This is a genomic window from Streptomyces sp. NPDC007971 (assembly GCF_042958635.1).
Taxonomy (GTDB): domain Bacteria; phylum Actinomycetota; class Actinomycetes; order Streptomycetales; family Streptomycetaceae; genus Streptomyces.
Genome location: NZ_JBIBJK010000023.1, coordinates 110,017 through 126,450, shown reverse-complemented (window position 1 = coordinate 126,450; position 16,434 = coordinate 110,017). Strand labels below are relative to the sequence as shown.

Below are 16,434 nucleotides of genomic sequence, written 5' to 3'. Positions count from 1 at the left end.
CCCCAGGCATCGTGGTGACCGGGTTCGACTCCCCCGCCCGGCCCCGGGCGCCGTGGTGACCGGGACGGCCCTCCCTCCCGGCTTCACGCGTCGTACGGACCGGGTTCGGCTCCCTCCGCCCGGCCTCAGGGGTGCCGGTGACCGGTGGCCGTGCGCAGGGCACCGGCGAGTGCACGCTGCAGCGCGAACTGGCCCGCGCCGAGCAGTCCGGCATCCGCACCGAGGCTCGCCCTCCCGATCGCCAGGTGCTCGGTCACCAGCGGGTGGCAGCCCTCGTACAACTGACTCCGCACGGCGGCCACGAAGGGTTCGAGCGTGGACAGGATCCCGCCGAGGTACACGGCGTCCGGGTTGAAGAAGTTGACGTTGGCGGCGAGCACCATGCCGAGGTACCGCCCGGCCTGGCGGACCGCGCGGGTGGCTTCGGGGTCGGCGTCCGAGGCGCGCCGTACGACGTCCTCGGTGGACGTCACCCCGAGACCCCGCTCGCGCAGGATCCGCACGAGCGCGGCCCCGGAGGCCACGGTCTCCAGACAGCCGGTGTTGCCGCAGGAGCAGGGGATGTCGTGGGCGGCCTCGACGCGGACGTGGGTGATCTCGCCGGCGGCGCCCGAGCCGCCCCGGTAGAGCCGTCCGTCGGCGATCACGCCCGCGCCGATCGCCGTGCCGGCCTTCACCATGATGGACTGGCGGCGCTCGGCGGGCTGCACGATGTGCTCGCCGACGGCCATGCAGTTGGCGTCGTTCTCGATCGCCGCGGGGACGCCGAAGCGGTCCTCCAGCCAGGCACGGACGGGGAAGCGGTTCCAGCCGGGCATCCGGGACGGGAGCGTGACGACACCGGAGGCGAGGTCGACCGGGCCGGGGAGCGAGAGGCCGACGCCCTTGAGCACGTGCCGGCCATGCTGCTCGGCGAGATGCTCCAGCGTCGCCGCCAGTCCGGGCAGTGCGGCCTCGGGGCCCTCGGCCGTGGCGAAAGGCACCGTGGACACGTCGGTGAGCCCGCCACCGGCCGGCACCACCCCGATGTGGGCGTGCCGGCCGCCGAGTTCGGCCGCCACCGCGAAGCCGTCGCTGCCTCCGAGGCGAAGTGCCTTGCGCGGGCGGCCGCCGGTCGAGGTGACCGTGCCCTCCTCGGCGACCAGCCCGAGGGCCAGCAGCTGGCTCACGGTGAACGAGATCGTCGACGGGGCGGCGGCGAGCAGCCCTGCCAGTTCCGTGCGCGTCGACGCCTGCCCGGAGGCGAGGAGTTCCAGAACCCGCTCGGCCAACGACGAGACTCCGACGGAGTGTTTCCTGCGCGGTGGACTTTTTTCGGTCACGGGCGAACCCACTTCCGGCATCGGCGGTCCAAGCGTCGAGCGTATGCCCGCGACCACCCCCCATCGCTTTTTCCAGAACAGCAGTAACAGGCTTTTTACAGCAGTGCGTCTGTTTCTTCGGACACGGCGGTCGTTGACTGGCCTCCCGCCCACCTCCGGTCCCTTCCACTCCCCCGAGGTGAACCATGTCTCCTGCTCGCACCAGGCCTCTCGCCGCCGCCCTGTCCGCGGGCACGCTGCTGCTCGCGGGCTGTTCCGGGACGAGCGGTACGTCGTCCGCGTCCCACAATTCGGTCGACTACGCCCTGCCCGCGAACTTCACCCCGAGCTGGATCCTGCCGATCGGCACCGCGGCGCACCTGAACACCAACAACATCTCCATCGCGAACACACTGTGGGAGCCACTCGTCGCCTACGACGGCTCCACCGGGCGGATCGCCTGGAACAAGGCCGGTTCCGTCGCCACCGCCGCCGACTTCGCCGCCGACGGCAAGAGTGTGCGGATCACGCTGGGCGACCGGCACTGGAGCGACGGCAAGCCCGTCACGTCACGGGACGTGGAGTTCTGGTTCAACCTCATCAAGGCCGACAAGGCCCAGTGGGCGGGCTACAGTCCCGGCAAGGCGCCCGACAACTGGACGTCGTTCAAGGCGGAGGACGCCCGGCACTTCACCCTCGCCTTCGACCGCGCCTACAACTCCCAGTGGATGCTGGCCAACGAGCTGAGCAGCATCACCCCGCTGCCGCAGCACGCCTGGGACCGCACGGGCTCCTCCACGCGAGTGTCCGACGCCGACCGCACGCCCGCGGGCGCCCGGCAGGTGTGGGCGTACCTCAACAACGCGGCGAAGAACATCGCCGGTTACGAGAAGGACGCCCTGTGGAGAACCATCAGCGGCCCGTACGCGCTGCGGTCCTTCTCCACCACGGGCAAGGTGGTGCTCACCGCCAACCGGGCCTACGACGGCGGTGAGAAGCCCGGCATCGCGACGGTGAACCTGCTGCCGTTCACCACGGCGGACGCCGAGAAGAACGCGCTGCGCTCCGGCACCCTCGACTACGGCTACATCGAGGCGACCGACCTCGACCAGAAGGAGCGGTTCACCGCCCAGGGCTACTCGGTGAAGCCCTGGTCCGGCTGGGCGGTCACGTACATGCCGTACAACTTCAACAACCCCGGCATGGGCGCCGTGTTCCGACAGCTCTACGCCCGCCAGGCCGTGCAGCGGTCGATCGACCAGACCGGCCTGGCGAAGGTGATCTTCAACGGCACTGCGGTGCCCGGCTACGGACCTGTCCCGCAGGGCCAGGCGTCCGGGTTCGTCTCCCCGGTGCAGCGCAGGAACCCGTACCCGTTCTCGACCTCGGCCGCCCGTGCACTGCTCACCAAGCACGGCTGGAGGGAGCAGGACGGCGTCATGACCTGTGCCGATCCTGGCACCGGCCCGGCGCAGTGCGGTGCGGGCGTCGCCAAGGGCACCGAGTTCGCGATGCGGGTGCTGGCGCAGTCCGGCTCGGCGGTGACCGACAACATGATGAGTGCCATCCAGTCCTCGCTCGCGAAGACGGGGATCAAGTTCTCGATCAGGACCGCACCCGTGAACTCGGTGCTCTCCCAGACCCCCCAGTGCACCGCCGGGCAGGCGGTCTGCACGTGGCAGCTGTCCTTCTTCGGGACCGCGGGCAGCTGGTACTTCCCCGCCTTCCCGACCGGTGACTCGCTGTTCCAGTCCAAGGGCGGCTCGAACTTCGGCTCGTACTCCAACCCCGACGTCGACCACCTCGTCTCCCGGTCCACGACGTCGAGTTCGACCCGGGCGATCCAGGACTACAGCGCGGCCCTCGCCCGGGACCTGCCGGTGATCTGGCTGCCGGAGCCCGTCTACCAGATCTCCGTCGTCCGGGGCGGCCTGGGCGGCTTCTCCCAGGACTCCCTCGCCAACTTCCACCCGGCACAGTGGAAGTGGAGCAGCTGACCATGGAGACCCCGCTGTACCTCACCCGGCGGCTCCTGCAGGCGCTGGCCGTGATCCTCGTCGTCACGGTCGTGGTCTTCGGTCTGCTGCACGCCCTGCCCGGAGGCCCCGCACGCGGGATCCTCGGCCCTCAGGCCACGGCCCAGCAGATCGCCGCGTTCAACCACGAACAGGGCCTGGACCGGCCGCTCCCCCTCCAGTACCTCTCCTACCTGCGCACCCTCCTGCACGGCGACCTCGGCACCTCGTACACCCTCAACGACACCGTCTCCCGGCTCATCGAACAGCGTCTGCCGAAGACCCTGGTGCTGACCGTGCTGTCCGCGCTCGTCGGTCTGGTGACGGCGATCCCGCTCGGAATGTGGCAGGCGATGCGGCGCAACAAGCCGGTGGACTACGTCGTCACGGCGCTCGGCTTCGTCGCGTACTCGACGCCCGTGTACTTCCTGGGGCTGCTGCTGATCCTGGTGTTCTCGCAGAGCCTGCGCTGGTTCCCCTCGCAGGGCCCCCAGGGCGCGACGCTGTCCGAGGTGTTCGCGGACCCGGCGGCCCTCGTCCTGCCGGTGGTCACCGGGGCCGCCTCCATGGTCGCGGTGTTCAGCCGGTACATGCGGGCCGCGACGCTGGAGAACCTCGCCGAGGACTACGTGCGCACCGCCCGCGCAGGCGGCTCCCGGCCCGCGGCAATCCTGTGGAAGCACGTCTTCCGCAACTCGCTCACGCCCGTGATCGCCATGCTCGGCTACTACGTGCCCGTGCTCTTCGGCGGCGCCCTCGTCGTCGAACAGCTCTTCAACTATCCCGGCATGGGGCTGCTGTTCTGGAGCGCCGCCCAGTCCTCCGACTATCCGGTGCTGCTCGGCTGCGTCCTCGTCATCTCCGTCGCGACAGTGATCGGCACGCTGCTGGCCGACATCGTGCAGTGGATCGTGGACCCCCGGGTGAGAACGGAGCGGACATGACCGCCGTACTCCCGACCGCTCCGGCCGGCGAGCCGGTGGCGGGCCACCGGCTGCCCGTGCGCCGATTCGCCCGCAACAGGCTGGCCGTGGCAGGGCTCCTCGTGGTGCTGCTCTTCCTGCTCTTCTGCTTCGCCGGCCCGCTGATCCACCCGACGGACCAGACCCACACCGACCTGGCCCAGGTCGACCTCGCGCCGGGAGGCACGCATCCCCTGGGCACGGACGCCGTGGGGCACGACGAGTTCGGGCGGCTCATGTACGGCGGCAGGGTCTCCCTGCTCGTCGGGCTCACCTCCGGGATCCTCGCCACCGTCGTCGGCACGCTCTGGGGCGCGGTCGCGGGCTACGCGGGCGGCTGGGTGGACGCCGTGATGATGCGGATCGTCGACGCGGGCATCGCCATTCCGGCGCTGTTCATCCTGCTCGTCGTCTCCGCCGTCACCACCCCGGACACGCTCGGCCTGATCGTCGTCCTCGGAGTGGTGTCGTGGCTGGTGCCGTCCCGGCTGGTGCGGGCGGAGACGCTCACCCTGAAGAGCCGGGACTACGTACTGACCCTGCGCGCCGTCGGCGGCACGCACGGCCGGGCGATCGGGCGGCACATCCTGCCCAACTCGGTGTCCACCATCGTGGTCGCGGCGACGTTCCAGGTCGCCGACGCGATCCTGCTGGTGGCGTACGTGTCGTATCTCGGCCTCGGGGTGCAGCCGCCGTCGACCGACTGGGGCGGCATGCTGTCGGCCGGTCTGACCGCCGTGTACTCCGGACGCTGGTGGCTGATCCTGCCGCCGGGGGTGGCGATCATCCTCGTGGTGTGTGCCTTCAACGCGATCGGCGACGGGCTGCGCGACGCCTTCGACGTGAGGGGGCGCGGATGACCGTCCTCAGGATCGAGGGTCTCACCGTGACCTTCTCGACCGACACCGGCGAGGTGCCGGCCGTGCGGGACGTGTCCCTGTGTGTCCGGCCGGGCGAAACGCTGGCGCTGGTGGGCGAGTCGGGCTCCGGGAAGTCGACCGTCGCCCTCGCCGCGATGGGACTGCTGCCGGGGAGCGCCCGGGTGTCGGGCCTGGTCTCGGTCGACGGTACCGAGGTCGTCGGGGCCGACGAGTCCGGCCTGGCGGGACTGCGCGGCCGTACGGTCTCCATGGTGTTCCAGGAGCCGGCCACCGCACTCGATCCGCTGACCCGGGTGGGCGCGCAGATCGCGGAGGTCGTGCGCAACCACCGCCCGGTCACCCGCGCCGAGGCCGCCCGGACGGCGGTCGCACTGCTGCGCAGGGTCGGCATCCCGGAGCCTGAGGTCCGGGCGTCGGCGTTCCCGTTCCAGCTGTCGGGCGGACAGCGGCAGAGAGTCGTCATCGCCATGGCGATCGCCAACGCGCCCGGGATGCTGATCGCCGACGAGCCGACGACCGCCCTCGACGTCACGGTGCAGACCGAGATCCTGGACCTGCTCCGGGCGTTGGCCGCCGACGCGGGCACCGGCGTACTGCTGGTCACGCACAACATGGGCGTGGTCGCGGACTTCGCCGACCGGGTCGCGGTCATGCTGGAGGGCGAGGTCGTGGAGACGGGACCGGTGGAGGAGGTCCTGCTGCGGCCGGCACACGCGTACACGCGGCGGCTGCTGGCCGCCGTGCCCCGCCTGGCAGTGGGCGAGCCGGAGCGTGCCGGGCACGCCGGGCAGCCCCGGCCTTCCGGGAACATCACCGGGCCGACGACGGCCGGGGACGTCGATCGGCCCCGGCCTGCCGGGGAAGCCGCGCACCCCGAACCGGCCGATGGCGCCGAGTACCCGGAGCCTGCCGGGGACGCCAGGAGTCCGGAGCCTGCCGGAGACGCCGAGGCGTCGGCCGGGCCGGAGGCGGTCGTGGAACTGCGCGGCGTCTGCGTGCGCTTCGGCCGCGGGCGGCGTGGCGTCCAGGCGCTCAGGGACGTGTCCCTCACCGTCCGCACCGGTGAGACGGTCGGCCTTGTCGGCGAGTCCGGCTCCGGCAAGTCCACCGCGGCCCGGGTCGCCCTGGGCCTCGTCCGCCCGGACGCCGGCTCTGTGACCCTCTTCGGCAACGATCTCGCCCGGACCCGCGGACGGCCGCGGCGCTCGCTGCTCTCCGGCGTCGGCGTGGTGCTGCAGGACCCGGTGGCCTCACTGGACGCACGGATGAGCGTCGCCCAGTGCGTCGCCGAGCCGCTGCGCGTGCACCGGCGGGACATGTCCGCCGCGCAGCGGCGTGCGCGGGTCGCCGAGGTGCTCGAACTCGTCAGGCTCTCGCCCGGGTTGGCGAGACGCGGGCCGCGCGAGCTGTCCGGCGGGCAGCGGCAGCGGGTGAGTCTGGCCCGGGCCCTGGTCCTGCGGCCGCGGCTGCTGGTGGCGGACGAGCCGACCAGCGCCCTGGACGTGAGTGTGCAGCGCACGGTGCTCGAAGTGATCGCCGATCTGCAGGCGGAACTGGGCTTTGCGTGCCTGTTCGTCTCCCATGACCTGGCCGTGGTGCAGGAGTTCGCACAGCGCGTCGTCGTCATGCGGGCCGGGGCCGTCGAGGAGGAGGGGCCGACCCTGACCACGCTGCTGCGCCCTCGGACCGAGTACACGCGCCGGCTGATCGCTGCCGTGCCCGTGCCGGACCCGGTGCTGCAACGCCGCCGACGGGCCTCGCCCGGGCTGGAGGCCGCCCCGTGACGGCTCCTCCCGGGGTGCTCGCCGGTGTCGACATCGGCGGGACGCTCACCGAGGTGGTGCTGTGCGCTGCGGACCTCGGCGTGATCGACCGGTTCGCCGTGCCCACCCCCGCGCACGAGGGCGGGACGGCGATGGTCTCGGCCGCGCTCGACGCCCTGCGCCTGCTCCTCGACCGCACGCCCGGGCGGCTGCTCGGGGTCGGGATCGGCGCCGCCGGTGTGGTGGACGCCCCGGCCGGACGGATCCTCGTGGCCAGCGACTCCTCCTTCCGTGGCTGGGCCGGTTTCCCGGTGGCGGCGGCGGTCGAGGAGGCGCTGGGTGTACCGGCGTACCTGGACAACGACGTCAACGCGTTCCTGCGCGGCGAGGTCGCGCGGGGCGCGGTCGTGGGTGAGCGGCATGTGCTCGGGATGACCCTCGGCACCGGTGTCGGCGGTGCGCTGTGGCTGGACGGCAGGCTGTACGACGGTCCGCACGGCGCGGCCGGCGAGATCGGCCATGTGCCCGGTTTCGGCGATCTGCGGTGCACCTGCGGAGGCCGCGGCCACCTGGAGACGCTGGCGTCCGGCAGGTCGATCACCGCCCGGTACGCCGAGCGGACCGGACGAACCACCACCGCCCGCGGGGTGGCGGAGGCGGCGGCCCTCGGCGACCCCGACGCGTTCGCCGTGTACGAGGCCTCCGGCACCGCCGTGGCCCGTGCGATCCTCGTCGCCGCGGGTCTGCTGGATGTCACCACCTTCGTGATCGGCGGAGGCGTCAGCCGGGCGTGGGCGCTTCTGGAACCGTCGGTCAGGCACACGCTGACCGACGAGCCCCCGGTCAGCGGACGGCGGATCCGGGTGCGGCCCGCCCTCCTGGGCGGCGACGCGGTGGCGGTCGGCGCGGCGTCCCGGGCGCGGGCGGAACTGGGCCCGGTCATCCGTGTCTGAGGATCCGGCGCGGGCGGAACGCCTACGGGCGGCACGAAGGCGATCCGGCGGTGCCCCAGGTCGAACCGATGACGGGTGGCCTCGCAGGCTCCGTCCGCTCACTTGATCCCACGGGGCACGACAGCCGGGCTGCCGGCCCCTCGGCACGAGGGCGCTTTCGAGGACCGGTACGCCTGCGGGGCTGTCGCACACAGGAAGGGCACGTGGATCGAGCCGCGCACGGCTCCCGGCCGCGGACCGGTGGCGGAGCGGCCTAGCGGGCGATGCGCGCGACAGCCCCGTCCTCGGGGTCGCCGTACATCGAGATCAGCTGCTCGTCGCTCATGCGGTCGACTTCGTCGTTCCTCGCGACGGGAAAGATCACGTGAGTGCCCTTGTCCGTCCAGTACTCGACGACGCGGTGGGTGTCGGTGGCTCGGCTCATGCTCTGCTCCCTTGCGGCGCGTGAGGTTCAGGGTTGCTTCTGGGCAGGCTGAGGGTCAATAGCAGAAGGGGGTTCCGTTTTCGCTTTCGGAAGCGTAGGTTCCGCTTACCCCGCGTCGGCGCCTTCCAAAGCGCCGGCCCGCCGATCCCGGGGCGGCGGGCCACGCGGGGGCCAATCGCTCACCCTTGCCTGAAATCGCTCGACACGGCTCGACACCGCTCGACACCGCTGATGACACCGCGCCATCAGCGGTCGGCGACCGTCCCGTCCTCGCGTCACGCGAGAACCACCGGTCGTCGAGCAACTCGCCGGTCGGGTCGACGCCGGCCGCCGCCTTATCGTCGCGATCGGTTTCCCGCCGCCCGGCAGCCGCAAAGGCTGCTGGGCGTTCACGAAACAAGGGCTGCCGTGCGATCGCAAAATCCGGAGTCGACCGCGCTTGCCGCGGAGATCCGGTCATCGCAGACGGGCCACCAGCGCACGGGCCTTCTCATTCCGCATCATGAACGGCACGGCCGAACGCGCCCCAGCCCCCGGCAGGAAGCCGAGAACGCCGTCCGTCGCCGGGGTCCACCACTGGTCGCCGGATATCTCACGCACTATACGGGACAACCGCTGTCCAGCGGTCACGCATTGCAACAGTTGCATGCCCAGGTGCAGCTCAGCCGATATTGTGCCTGTCTCGCTCGCGAGACATCCGCTCGCACGCTTGACACTTACGAGGGCGCCCCTGCCTGAGAAAATCCTGGGAGTGCGACGTCCGCCGTTGGCTCCGCACCGCTCCGGCCAGTGAAAAGCTTGCGAAAACGCCACAACGCTGCGCATGCTCACCGGGCGCGGGAGGGGACCCGGCATACGGGACAGCTCAGCGCTCCATGACATACACAACAGTTCACCTATGCATCAATGATCGGCATAGGGGGCCTTCACGATGGATTTCAGCCTCTTCTACTTCGCCAATGACAGCGGAATTGCCAAGGACAACCGTACCGGCCGTTACTCGACGGCGCCCGCTTCGCGGACGAGCACGGCTTCCAGGCCGCATGGACCCCGGAACGCCATTTTCACCCATTCAGTGGGACTTATCCGAATACCTCGGTGACCAGCGCGGCGATCGCCTCGACCACCAGCCGCGTCAAAATCCGGGCCGGAAGCGTAGTGGCACCGCTGCACCACCCGTTGCGGATCGCAGAGGAATGGTCGGTGGTGGACAACATCTCCCGCGGCCGCGCCGGAGTGTCCTTCGCCTCCGGAGGGCACGCCACCGACTTCGCGCTGAATCCGTCGGCGTACGCCGATCGCCGGACGGTGATGTACGAGCGGGTCGAGCAGGTGCGGGCCCTGTGGCGCGGAGAGCCCATCGATGCCACTGACGGAATGGGGAATCCTGCGCAGGTGCGGTCGTTCCTACCCCCGGGCCAGGCCGAGCTTCCGGTATGGATCACCAGCGTCGGCGACGTCGAGACCTTCCGGAGCGCGGGCCGTGTCCGCGCCGGGCTGCTGACCCATCTGCTCGGGCCGGCCGCTGAGGTCATCGAGGGCCTGACCTATCTCAAGCAACTGCGCGACGTATGTGGCGCCGGCGAGGCAAAGGGCCAGGGCGAAACCGCCTGACACAAGTCGGCGTCGCATCCGGAGCCTTCGGCCAGGGCGACGTCTCCTCTCTCGCCCGGGCCGGCACCGGTCGCCGGTGCATGCGGTGACCGACCCTTGGGCGGCGGGTCAGCCAATGCCGCCGCCCGGCTCCAGGCGGAGCGTGGACAGCCTGCAGGCGCTGTCCCGCTACCGTCGTCGTCAGACAGTCCGGCGAGGAACTCCCTCCACCCCATCGGATGCCCTCCTCCCTGCGGACACGCCTCTCTGCCACGCGGCCGCTTCTGCCGTACGTGTCCCGCGCGGACCTCCCCGCCGTCCATAAGTGCGGATGACAATCAGGGCACTTGGGTTCTCCACCGCACGTCTTTTTCTGCGTCCGCCGGAAGTCGTAGCAAGACCGCCCCGCAGAGGGATTCGGTCGCCTCCGCCGACACGAAATGGTCGTTCCGACCTGCAAGTTGATCGAAAGGAACGGCCATCGTGCGGATAGGACGCATGGCGCCCTTGCTCGCAGTGGGGATCACGGCAACGGTGCTCCCCGCCCTCGCCCCGGCGCAGGCATCCGCGGCAGAACCCCTGAAGAGATTCGAGAACCAGAAGCCCGCGTGGCACCGATGCGACGCGCAGATGCCCGCCGCATTCCAGTGCGCGACGATCAAGGTCCCGATGGACTACAGCCGGCCCGGCTCCAAGACGCTCGATCTTGCCATCTCCCGTATGAAGACGAGCGTTCCCGGCAAGCGGCACGGTGCGATCCTCTTCAACCCCGGCGGTCCCGGCGGCGAGGGCCTGGACATGCCGGTCATGATGAAGGAGTCGATGCCCAAGAACGTCCGTGAGCAGTACGACCTCATCGGTTTCGACCCGCGCGGCGTCGGCCGCAGCAGCCCCGTCACCTGCGGTCTGACGGACGCGGAGCAGAACACCGAACACCCCTACAGATCACAGACGTTCAGCCGTGACGTCAAGTGGGCCCGCACCGTCGCCGACAAGTGCCGTGCCAGGAACGGCGACAAGCTCGCGTACATCACCACCCGCAACACGGCCCGGGACATGGACGTCATCCGCGCCGTCCTGGGCGAGAAGAAGCTCTCCTACCTGGGCTATTCGTACGGTACGTATCTGGGCGCCGTCTACGCGCAGATGTTCCCCGGGCGGACCGACCGCTTCGTGCTGGACAGCGCCGTCGATCCGGCCCGGGTCTGGCGGGGCATGATCCAGGTCTGGGCGGAGGGCACTGAGCCGGCGTTCACCCGCTGGACGAAGTGGACCGCACAGCACCACACCACCTACAGGCTCGGTGACACCCCGGCCAAGGTGAAGAAGGCGTTCTGGGACCTGGTGGCACGGGCCGACCGCGATCCGGTCGATGTCCACGGCAGGAAGCTCACCGGGGACGACATCCGCGCCAGCCTGCGCCCCGAGTTCTTCAGCCCCAAGAGCGCGGCGGAGGCGGTCGTCGAGCTGAAGAAGGCCGCCGACGGCAGGCCGGTCCCGCACCGGTCCCCCGCAGCGGACGACGGGACGGGACCGCGTCGCTTCGCTGCCGCGGCGGCACCGGCCGACAACTCCGGCGCCGTCTTCTGGACCGTGGTCTGTGGTGACACCGCGGCCTGGTCGCACGACCCCGAGCAGTACCGGCGCGACGCGATCCGGGACAAGGCCAAGTACCCGCTGTACGGCGACTTCGGCTCCAACATCACGCCCTGTGCGTTCTGGAACAAACCCGCTGAGCCCGTCACAAAGATCGACAACAGGGTCGGTGTGCTCACCGTCCAGAACCAGTGGGACCCCCAGACACCCCTGACCAGCGGCCTGGGCATGCACCACGCCCTGAAGGGGTCGCGCATGGTCTACGTCGAGGGGGGCGAGGGCCACGGTGTCTACTCCGACGACCCGCGCTCGTGCGCCAACCGCACGGTCAACGCCTACCTGAGCACCGGAAGGCTTCCGGCCCGGGACGTCACGTGCGAGGCGCCCGGCCGCCGGAGCCCGGGCGTGAACCAGCACATCCTCCCGACGCCGCAGCGCACCCCGGGAGCGCCCCGCTTCTGATCACGGCACGGAGGGCGTGCCGCCGACACCTCAACCGCTCTGGTCACGCCGCCGGCAGGAGTCTGCGTCGGCGGGCCGGGGACGGATGCCGGGAACGGTGGAGCAGGCGTCGGCGGGCCGCCCGACCGGGACGTCGTTCGTCGACGGCCCGGCGGCGGCAGCCCGTTCGCGGCCCGCTGGGCGGGAACCGGCGCAGCCTCCCGCCCAGCGGACTCTCCTCGGCCACCGGCGCCACGCTCGGGCTCCCCGCTGCGGGAGGCCGCGCGTGGCACCGGTGGCCACGTGGAGTACCGTTCCGACGTGTACACGCCACCGTCGGCAACGCAGATCCCTCAGGGCCATCCCTGGGGGACGTCGCCCATCGTCCCGCCGCCCCCGAAGAAGAACAGGGCCGGCCTCGTCCTCGGGATCATCGGCGGGGGCATCCTCGTCGTCTCGGTCTCGGCCCTGATGGCCTTCGTCCTGATCGAGCGGGTGCTGGACGGCGGCTTTCCCCAGGACCGCTCCATCCTGACGCTGCCCCGCACACTGCTCGACGGCCGCTACGAACTGGCCCAGGACGAGTCCGGGACGCTGGGACGGACCCTGGAGAAGGACTGGGCGCGCAGCTGGGACGCCAAGGCTGCCCACGGCGTCGTCGGGGTGTACGACCCGGCCGGCGACGACCACGGCACACTGGTGGTCACGGGCATGTACGGCCGGTTCAAGCACACCGCCCAGGTGCGCGCCCGAGTCCTGGCGAACCGCGGCGAAGCCGACCATGTGACCCTGCTCGTACCTCCCAGGGACGTGACGCCGTCCGGCTCGGCCGTCACCGTCGACTGCGAAGTGCTGCGGCGTACCTGGTCGGACGGGAAGCATCTCACCTACCCGGTCTGCGCCTGGGCGGACGGCAACACATGGGCGCGGGTGGCACAGATGACGCTCAACGCCTCCCAGAACGCCGATCTGAAGGTCGCCGCCGGGACCACGCTCCGGATCCGCTCCGCGATGGTGAAGGCGGCTGGTTGAGGATGCCCATGCCCGAACTCCAACTGCTCCGTCCGGACCACGCCCCGACGCTGTGCGCCTTCGAGCGGGAGAACCGGGCCTACTTCGCCGCATCCATACCCGACCGGGGCGACGACTACTTCGCCCGGTTCGACGAGCGGCACCGCGCCCTGCTCGCCGAACAGCAGGCCGGGGACTGCTACTTCCACGTCCTGGTCGGCGCAGGGGGCGACGTGCTGGGGCGGGTGAACCTGGTGGACGTCGCGGACGGCGCCGCCGATCTCGGCTACCGGATCGCGGAGCGGGCCGCGGGCCGCGGGCTGGCCACCTGGGCCGTGCGGGAGATGTGCGGCCTGGCCCTCGGCAGATACGGACTCACCGTCCTGCGGGCCGCGACCACCCTCGACAACGCGGCCTCGCGGGCCGTGCTGAGCCGTGCCGGGTTCACCGTCACCGGCGAGACGGAGCTGTCCGGCCGACCGGGTCTCACGTACGCCCTCGGTCTCGGGGCTGACGGGCTGGGTGTCGGGGGCTGATCTGCTGGGCCTCAAGGACTGACGCACTGGGCCTCGGGCACTGAGACGCTCAGGCCCGGCAACCGACGCGCTCGGCCCCGGCCGCCGATGTCCTCCGCGCAGAGAGCTGATGCGGTCGGCCCAGGGGCTGATCCGCGTTCTTGGGGGCCGCACCCTGGTATGTGGGTGCCGGCGGGTTCCTCCGTGTGCAAGTGTCGGCCGGTTCCTCCTCGGCCGCGGCGTGACCGTCTCCGGCTGCCACCGCCCCTCGGCGCCGACCGACACCCACCCGGGGCCGGCCGACACCGACCCGGGGCCGGCCGACACCCGGCTGGGGCGCCGGCCGACACCGCCCCGGGCCGCCGGCCGCCCGTGGGTGCAGGGCCCGTGCGGGCAGGCGGACGGCGCCCTCGGAGTCCGCCCCGGTCAGGTCGTCCTGGTGCGGGAGTGCAGCATGCGCCGTACCACGTCCGAGCGTTCCAGGAGGGTCTTGCGGACCACCGGGGCCGCCTGCTCGGCTGCCTGCCGGGCCTCCTCGATGTACGCGGGCTCGATGGCGTACGGGGGGAACAGGGTGTTCGCGGCGACCATCGCCGGGATCATTCCGCCTCGGTGCAGCTGCGGGATGGCCTCCAGGTATCGCCGGGTGTAGGGCGCGAGCAGGCTCTCCTGGGAGGGACGCCAGAACGCCGCAGCCACCTGGCCGACCGCGCTGACGGGGACCTCGCGGTCCTCCACCAGCTTCTGCCACACCTCCGCCTTGGCGGCCGGGTCCGGCAGGGCGGCCCGTACCGCGAGGCCGCGGACCCAGGCGTCGGGGTCCGGGTCGCGTTCCAGCAGCCGGGCCGTCTCCGCCGAGACGTCCCCGCCCAACTCCGCCGCACGGACCAGCGCACGCCAGTGCAGGTCCACGTCGTCGCCCGCCTGTTCGCGCAGCCAGGCCAGGTCGTCCCGGCCCGTCGCGGTGCGGGCCAGGCCGCGCAGCGCGACCTGCCGGCGGCCCGCGTCCGCGGCGAGGTGCCGGCAGGCTGCCGCCACCGCAGCCGTCATCCCCTCGCGTTCGGCTTCCGGCGCCCAGAGTTCCGCGATGTTGGCGGCAAGGGTCAGACAGGGCTCGATCACGGCGTCGGACGTCTCGGCAACGAGGACCCCCGTGATGCACCGGCCGGCCTCCGCGGCGGTGGCTTCGCCGGTGGTCAGCATGTCCCACACCGTCGCGGTCGCCACGCCCCGGGAGATGGCCGTGGGCAGTTCCGCCGCCGACCGGAAGAAGGCGTCCCTGCTCGCGGGATCGGGGCGGACCGTGGCGAACGTCAGGTCCTCGTCGTTGATCAGCAGCACGTCGGTGTCCGCCTCGGACGGGAGGCCGGTGACCGGGGTGCGGGTCTGCGTCACCTCGACACGCACCAGCGCCCTGCGTTCCAGGACGTCGCCCTTCCTGCCGTAGGCGCCCACCGCCAGGACCTGCGGGCGCGGAGTGCCGGCGGCCACCAGGGTGACGTCGTCGCCGTCGCGTTCCAGCGAGAAGCGGTCGGTGCCCGCCGTGGCGAGCCAGGCCGTGCGCCAGGCGTCCAGATCGCGCCCGCCGGCTTCGGAGAGGGCGTCGGTCAGGTCCTGGAGTGTGGCGGTGCCCCAGGCGTGGCGGGCGAAGTACGCGGTCATCCCCGCCCTGAAGCGTTCTTCGCCCACATACGTCATCAGCTGCTGGAGAACGGACGCACCCTTGGGATAGGTGATGTTGTCGAAGATCGACGCGGCCTGGGCGACGTCGTGGATGGGCTGATGGATCGGGTGCGAGGCGGGGCCCTGGTCGGCGAGGTACGCCTTGAGTTTGTCGCTCGCCAGGTGGCCCGCCCATGCGTCGCTGTACCGGGTGGCGCGCTCGGCGGCCCAGTGGCAGGCGAACTCCGCGAACGCCTCGTTCAGCCAGAGGTCGTCCCACCAGCGCATGGTGACGATGTTGCCGAACCACATGTGCGCCATCTCGTGCAGCAGCACCTTGGCGAGCAGCTCGCTCTCGGCGGGCGTGGGCGTGGACCGCCGCAGGAAGGAATCCGACCAGGTCACGCAGCCGTAGTTCTCCATCGCCCCACCGAACTCGGGCATGAAGACCTGGTCGTACCGGCGCTGCGGGAACGGCATCGCGAAGGCCTCGCCGTAGAAGGCGAGGCCCTGGCGGGTGAGGGTGAAGATCTCCTCGGCCTCGCGTTCCAGGACCGGGGCGAGGGAGCGACGGGCGTACAGACCGAGGTCGTGGCCGTCCGCCTCACGGCGGATCTCGTGGAAGGGGCCGGCGTTGACGACGGTGTTGTACACGGACAGGGGCGGGGTGTCCGGGAAGGTCCAGCGGCGGGCCGAGTCCAGCTCCTCGACGCGCGCGTCACCGGAGTTGCTGGTCACCGTCCACGCCGACGGGGCCGTGACGGTGAAGGCGTGCGGGGCCTTGAGGTCGGGCTGGTCGAAGCACGCCCAGACGTACCGGGCCTCGTCCGGTTCGAAGCTGGTCCACACGTAGACCTCGCCGTCCGCGGGGTCGGTCGCCTTGTGCACGCCCTGGCCCGTGGTCGTGTCGGCCTGGACGCTCTCCACGCGCAGCACGTTGTGCCCGGCGAGGCCGGGAAGGGGTATCCGGCCGTCCCCGGTGGGTTCGAGGGGTCTGCCGTTCAGCGTGGCGCTGCGCACCTGTGCCGCGCAGTCCACGAAGGTCTCGGAGCCCGGTTCGTGGCAGGTGAAGGTCACGGTGGACACGCACCGGACCTCGGGCCCTGCGGGCAGGCCGGTGAGGTCGATGTCCACCTCGTACCGCTCCACGGTCAACAGCGCGGCGCGGTGCTCGGCTTCGGTACGGGTCAGGCTCCGGATGGTCATGCATTCTCCCTCGTCGGACAGCGGGCGCAAGAGTACGGCGGAAGACGCCGGTTCGCGCAGGGTTTTTGCGTGTCGAACGGGCCGGGGGTCTGACCCTGTCGTGGCCGCGGG

Annotated in this window: 11 protein-coding genes and 2 pseudogenes; 10 read left to right on the top strand and 3 right to left on the bottom strand. The window is 71.3% G+C overall.

What is annotated here, in order from left to right; translation table 11 throughout:
- Positions 1 to 125: 125 nt before the first annotated feature.
- On the bottom strand, positions 126 to 1,322 hold the full coding sequence (locus tag ACFZCP_RS37210; protein WP_391437764.1) for an ROK family protein: 1,197 nt from the start codon (positions 1,320 to 1,322) through the stop codon (positions 126 to 128).
- 185 nt (positions 1,323 to 1,507) lie between these two features.
- Between ACFZCP_RS37210 and ACFZCP_RS37205 the strand changes: the two genes are divergently transcribed.
- The 5 genes from ACFZCP_RS37205 to ACFZCP_RS37185 are packed head-to-tail and all read left to right on the top strand — an operon-like array spanning position 1,508 to position 7,875.
- Positions 1,508 to 3,298 (top strand): ABC transporter substrate-binding protein, encoded by a 1,791-nt coding sequence (locus ACFZCP_RS37205; RefSeq protein WP_391437760.1) that lies wholly within the window; start codon positions 1,508 to 1,510, stop codon positions 3,296 to 3,298.
- Between the two features lie 2 nt (positions 3,299 to 3,300).
- Positions 3,301 to 4,260, top strand: coding sequence for an ABC transporter permease subunit (locus tag ACFZCP_RS37200; RefSeq protein WP_391437753.1), 960 nt, complete (start codon positions 3,301 to 3,303; stop codon positions 4,258 to 4,260).
- The gene (locus ACFZCP_RS37195; RefSeq protein WP_391437748.1) at positions 4,257 to 5,138 is read left to right on the top strand and encodes an ABC transporter permease subunit; all 882 of its coding nucleotides are present in this window, start codon (positions 4,257 to 4,259) and stop codon (positions 5,136 to 5,138) included. Before ACFZCP_RS37200 ends, ACFZCP_RS37195 begins: the two co-directional genes overlap by 4 nt.
- Entirely contained in the window at positions 5,135 to 6,943 is a 1,809-nt protein-coding gene (locus tag ACFZCP_RS37190; protein WP_391437742.1) for a dipeptide ABC transporter ATP-binding protein, read from the top strand. The genes ACFZCP_RS37195 and ACFZCP_RS37190 overlap by 4 nt, the downstream gene beginning before the upstream one ends.
- A complete protein-coding gene (locus tag ACFZCP_RS37185; protein WP_391437737.1) occupies positions 6,940 to 7,875 on the top strand; it encodes an ROK family protein in 936 nt (311 codons plus the stop codon). The genes ACFZCP_RS37190 and ACFZCP_RS37185 overlap by 4 nt, the downstream gene beginning before the upstream one ends.
- A 253-nt stretch (positions 7,876 to 8,128) precedes the next feature.
- Here the strand turns inward: ACFZCP_RS37185 and ACFZCP_RS37180 are convergent, their stop codons facing one another.
- Positions 8,129 to 8,299, bottom strand: a complete 171-nt coding sequence (locus ACFZCP_RS37180; RefSeq protein WP_391437732.1) for a hypothetical protein — start codon at positions 8,297 to 8,299, stop codon at positions 8,129 to 8,131.
- Positions 8,300 to 8,556: 257 nt separating this feature from the next.
- Between ACFZCP_RS37180 and ACFZCP_RS37175 the strand changes: the two are divergent.
- From ACFZCP_RS37175 to ACFZCP_RS37155, 5 genes and pseudogenes are all read left to right on the top strand, one after another.
- A pseudogene (locus tag ACFZCP_RS37175) lies at positions 8,557 to 8,866 on the top strand (IS5/IS1182 family transposase); the annotation flags it as partial.
- A gap of 468 nt (positions 8,867 to 9,334) precedes the next feature.
- Positions 9,335 to 9,913 (top strand): annotated as a pseudogene (locus tag ACFZCP_RS37170) (LLM class flavin-dependent oxidoreductase); the annotation flags it as partial.
- Positions 9,914 to 10,375: 462 nt separating this feature from the next.
- Positions 10,376 to 11,950, top strand: a complete 1,575-nt coding sequence (locus tag ACFZCP_RS37165) for an alpha/beta fold hydrolase (RefSeq protein ID WP_391437729.1) — start codon at positions 10,376 to 10,378, stop codon at positions 11,948 to 11,950.
- A gap of 300 nt (positions 11,951 to 12,250) precedes the next feature.
- Positions 12,251 to 12,961 (top strand): hypothetical protein, encoded by a 711-nt coding sequence (locus ACFZCP_RS37160; protein WP_391437722.1) that lies wholly within the window; start codon positions 12,251 to 12,253, stop codon positions 12,959 to 12,961.
- 8 nt (positions 12,962 to 12,969) lie between these two features.
- Entirely contained in the window at positions 12,970 to 13,476 is a 507-nt protein-coding gene (locus ACFZCP_RS37155) for a GNAT family N-acetyltransferase (protein ID WP_391437715.1), read from the top strand.
- A gap of 405 nt (positions 13,477 to 13,881) precedes the next feature.
- Here the strand turns inward: ACFZCP_RS37155 and pepN are convergent, their stop codons facing one another.
- Complete coding sequence (gene pepN, locus ACFZCP_RS37150) at positions 13,882 to 16,323, bottom strand: aminopeptidase N (protein ID WP_391437709.1); 2,442 nt, start codon at positions 16,321 to 16,323, stop codon at positions 13,882 to 13,884.
- Between the last annotated feature and the right edge of the window lie 111 nt (positions 16,324 to 16,434).